Raw genomic sequence first — 3,930 nt, forward strand, 5'->3', positions numbered from 1 at the left:
GTTGTAGTCTTAGTAAACATAACTCTACTACAGAAGGCCCTCTTTATTTTGGCGAAGGTATTGATCAAAAGCCAATTATTTGAAACCCGTCATGGAGCAAACTTTTTAGGATTTCGCATTTTACCAGATAGAATTAGAGTGCGAACCGAGAACTTGCGACGTGCGAAGCGAAGATTAAAAAGGCTTAAGACTGAGTATGCGGAAGGAAAAATTGAGCTTGAACATGTATCTTGCTCTATTAGAAGCTGGATAGCTCACTTAAAACATGGAGATACCTGGCGCCTGCGTACAAAGATTTTTGAAGAATTTGTATTATAGATTGCACAAAATCATAATACACAAAGCTATTCATATCTCTTGTAGGATAGGCATCCTGCCTGTCTCTTCAAGAAAATGAAGATGGGGTGGGCACTTCCAGATGTTGCGCGGAGGTTCGTGGAACAACAATCCTGAAAACTGCCGTTCGGCGTACCGCAACTACAACGACAACAACAACAACGTTGGTTTTCGGGTAGTAGTGGGTGTTGCGAGCGCTCTTCACTCGTGAGCTAGCAAATGGGAATTTGTTAGGAGAGATAAAAGAAGAGTCCAGACCCTGCTCCAGTGATATTGGTAACAATATCCGAATATAAAACCTAGTTGGGTAGCTTGGTAAGTTTTTACTGAACAGCAACCCAATCTATAATAATTCACACATTGTAGAGACCGAATATATTCGGTTTCTACATTTATGCATTTTTCTGGAACGGGCAAGATGCCCATTCCACAAGAATATAATAAAATCCTTGTAGAGACGTTACATGTAAGGTCTCTACATTGTCGGTAATTATGGGTAATCAACCGGACATGATATTAAGCTATGACCAATAAAAGAAGACATAATTTTTATTCAAGATTTTCTTTAGCCCACGTAGGTGGGCTTTGTTCTATTAGCCACACCCTTCTAGGGTGTTGGCGGGTGACGGTAGATAAGAGGACAAGGAGTTTAACCCCTCATTCGTATGAGGCAGGCAGGGATGCCTGCTCCACAAGAGTTTTAAAACTCAAATGGTTCTAAGGTAATATTGCTCCATTTATCCTGATACCACTCTGCCACAAAAGGACGCGCGGTAAATTTAGGAGGATTTCCGGCTTTTACATCAATTCGTACAAACGAGTAAGGTAGGCGCCTCATTTCATCGTATCCGTTGCGACCAGCAAATACATAAGACTCGGCAACTTTACGGTTATCGATGCCAGTGGGAGTAATAAATTTTTCCATTAGCTCATTGCCTTCAGTGCGTTGGCAGCGAGGTCGATGACCGCTACCACCGGAGATAATACAGTTTATATTAGAGTCTGCGTGTCCTGTATTTGTTGTTCGTAGATGTTCAAAGCAGTGAGCGTGACCGTTTAAAATTAAATCTACAATCGGACGTTCTTGAGTTTGCGAACCTAATGTTCGTGCAACTGCATCAAATACTTCTCTCAAACGATGACGCACAGCAAGGGTTTGTGCTTGATGCCATTTAGTTGCTTCGGTAACATAAGGTGGGTGGTGAAAATATATGATACGTCCGCGTACTTCGTCACTATGCCAAGATTCAATTAAACGTTTCTTTAGCCAGTCAAGTTGTTCCCAATCAATCAGGTTGGTTTTAAAATGAGACGTAAGTTGCTTTTCTATATCTATTTTGACTTCATCTATTTGATTTAATTTAGCGTTGAGTTCATCTAGCTGTTGTACATGTTCGCTGTTTTCAGGACTTAGCTTGGCTATATCCTCAAGAATTTGAGTTTCTTCTGCTTCAATATCATGACGCTGTTTGGTAAGCTGGCGCCGTTTTTCTTCTCCCTGTCTAGTTGAGGGTATAGGTGATGGCATAGTGAATGTATCCGAGTCGAGGGCAAAAAAGTCGATGCCACCGTAACGAAAAGTATAATAACGATTTGGTACGCGCGTAAAAATTCCTGGTTCGTAGCGCAAGCCCAGTCCTGTATCAGTTTTGGCTGTATAGTGCGTATCCAAGTGTTCAGCAAGCATTTGCGGTGAGTCAATGTTACCTAAGCAGTCAATAAATGCTTGCGCGTATGCGTTTCCCTGTTGTGAACCGTGCCAACCAATTTCAATATCTTTATAGCGCAAATATTGACGTAGTAATTTAGTACTTCCAGCTACTAAACGTGACATTAGAGGTACATCATAATAATCATGGTTGCCCAAGACTGGTAGAATCGGAGTCTCATTAAAAGTTATGTGGTTATAAGGAATACGTTTAAAATTTTCTCCTCCTTGTATAAATTCACGATACGGCTCAATAAAATTGCGTGGATAGTATTCTTGTGAGCCTACTACGTAGATTACATCACCTGTATGGAGTACAAAACTACATTCTTCACGGTGAGGAAGCATCATTTCGGCAACTTTTCTTTGAGGATGGAATCCGGGATATGGTTTTGTACCACTATCCCCAATCACCATAAACGAGAAATCTGGGTTATCCTTGCCGTTATCTAACACCATGCTTGTCTGATCAATTCCGCGCGCAGTGATACTTGGATGCTGCCAGCGCACTCGCTCCTTCATTTGCTGAATTTTGACCGCAGTGGATGCTTCAGATATGAACTTCATGTTTTGAAAACTCCTGTGTGTTTTCGCATCATGATTCTAAGCTATTTATATGGTTGACATGAAGTCCAATTTTTTCGCAGATTGGCTATAATCGGCATTTTAATGGCTTTTATGATTTTTTTTGGTAAGTATGTAGCTATCAAGCGGTTTATGTGGCTATTTTGTTTCTTTACAGCCATTATTGTTAGTTTTTGGATTTCTCAAGTTTCGCTAGCTACTTCTTTTGGCTCTTTTCAAGCTGTTGACGTTAAAGATGGTGCTGGTTTGTATAAAAAGCAGTTAAACAGTGGGAATGATGCTTATTTGCAGGTTATTAACTTGCAAAAAATGCAAATCGACCAGATTTTAGGAAAGGAAAACGGTAAAGGTTCAGGTCAGGGGAAGTATTATCGAGGAGAGGGTAAGTACAGCAGTCCTTTTTTTACCCGAAGGTCGTTCGATGAAGTACAAAAAGAGTATCAACAGTTACACGGCAACAAAGTTTTCTCTACAATTAACTGTGCTTTTTTTGAACAGTACAAACCTAGTACCCAGTTATCGTTCCCTGTTAAGTTAAACGGTAAAGTTGTTACGGGTGGTAGTAGTCCATATGGTCCGATACATCAACCTTTAAATAAACATTATCGTAATATCACGTTGAAAGCTCTGGTTTGGGATAACAGTCGCGCGTATATCACTGACTATAATCCAAATACTGGGGCGCCTTTAAATCAGGCAAGCGTCAAAAATGCAATAGTCACTTATGCTGCAAATGACCATCCAGCAAAAGTTATAGGTAGAAATCAAGTCAACCGCTACCATGTGATTGGGACTTTAAGTAAGGATGGTAGAAAGGGTGACGAGTTGCTTTTGGTTCTAACAGTTAATCAAGCGACTCTTGATGAAGCATCACAACAACTACGAACGCTTGGTGTAAAAAATAACATTGTTACTATTGATGGTGGCAGTTCAACCTATTTATTTAACCCTCGTTTGGGCAATATTATACTGCCGTTCGCAGTTGATACTTCTCCAAGTCTGGCAGTTCGTAGCCTTCCTCACTGCAGGCCTAGCCACCACACAGGCTGTGTTCTGGGTGTTCATGTACCTGACAGCGCTGGGTTCAGGAGGCATCAAGCCATGTGTCAGCAGCTTTGGTGGTGACCAGTTCAGAGAGAGCAGTGCACGTGAAAGGTGGGTACATGCTAAGCTGGTACAGCAAAATGGACTGCAGCAGTTCACTTAGGCTGATGGCTGAACGACCAGCTAGAAAGTAGGACTTGTTCTGTGCTTTGACAGCTGTGCACCTTATCAGCGTTGCTGTTAAAAAATGAAACCAG

At 41.3% G+C, this 3,930-nt stretch carries 4 protein-coding genes and 1 pseudogene; 4 read left to right on the forward strand and 1 reads right to left on the reverse strand.

Annotated elements, in window-relative coordinates; all coding sequences use genetic code 11:
- Positions 1 to 318: pseudogene (locus tag AC2JBO_RS41575) on the forward strand (hypothetical protein); the annotation flags it as partial.
- 100 nt (positions 319 to 418) lie between these two features.
- Positions 419 to 547 carry a hypothetical protein gene (locus AC2JBO_RS41580; protein WP_496959477.1) on the forward strand — a complete coding sequence of 43 codons (129 nt, stop codon included), beginning with the start codon at positions 419 to 421 and terminating at the stop codon, positions 545 to 547.
- Positions 548 to 1,036: 489 nt separating this feature from the next.
- Here AC2JBO_RS41580 and AC2JBO_RS41585 read toward each other — a convergent pair whose 3' ends face one another.
- On the reverse strand, positions 1,037 to 2,611 hold the full coding sequence (locus AC2JBO_RS41585) for a metallophosphoesterase family protein (protein ID WP_496959478.1): 1,575 nt from the start codon (positions 2,609 to 2,611) through the stop codon (positions 1,037 to 1,039).
- Between the two features lie 102 nt (positions 2,612 to 2,713).
- Between AC2JBO_RS41585 and AC2JBO_RS41590 the strand changes: the two genes are divergently transcribed.
- Positions 2,714 to 3,754, forward strand: a complete 1,041-nt coding sequence (locus tag AC2JBO_RS41590; RefSeq protein WP_496959479.1) for a hypothetical protein — start codon at positions 2,714 to 2,716, stop codon at positions 3,752 to 3,754.
- Positions 3,693 to 3,836 carry a POT-type proton-dependent oligopeptide transporter gene (locus AC2JBO_RS41595; RefSeq protein ID WP_496959480.1) on the forward strand — a complete coding sequence of 48 codons (144 nt, stop codon included), beginning with the start codon at positions 3,693 to 3,695 and terminating at the stop codon, positions 3,834 to 3,836. The genes AC2JBO_RS41590 and AC2JBO_RS41595 overlap by 62 nt, the downstream gene beginning before the upstream one ends.
- The last annotated feature ends 94 nt before the right edge of the window (positions 3,837 to 3,930 follow it).

Source organism: Calothrix sp. CBUCES-K 9914 (assembly GCF_059640475.1).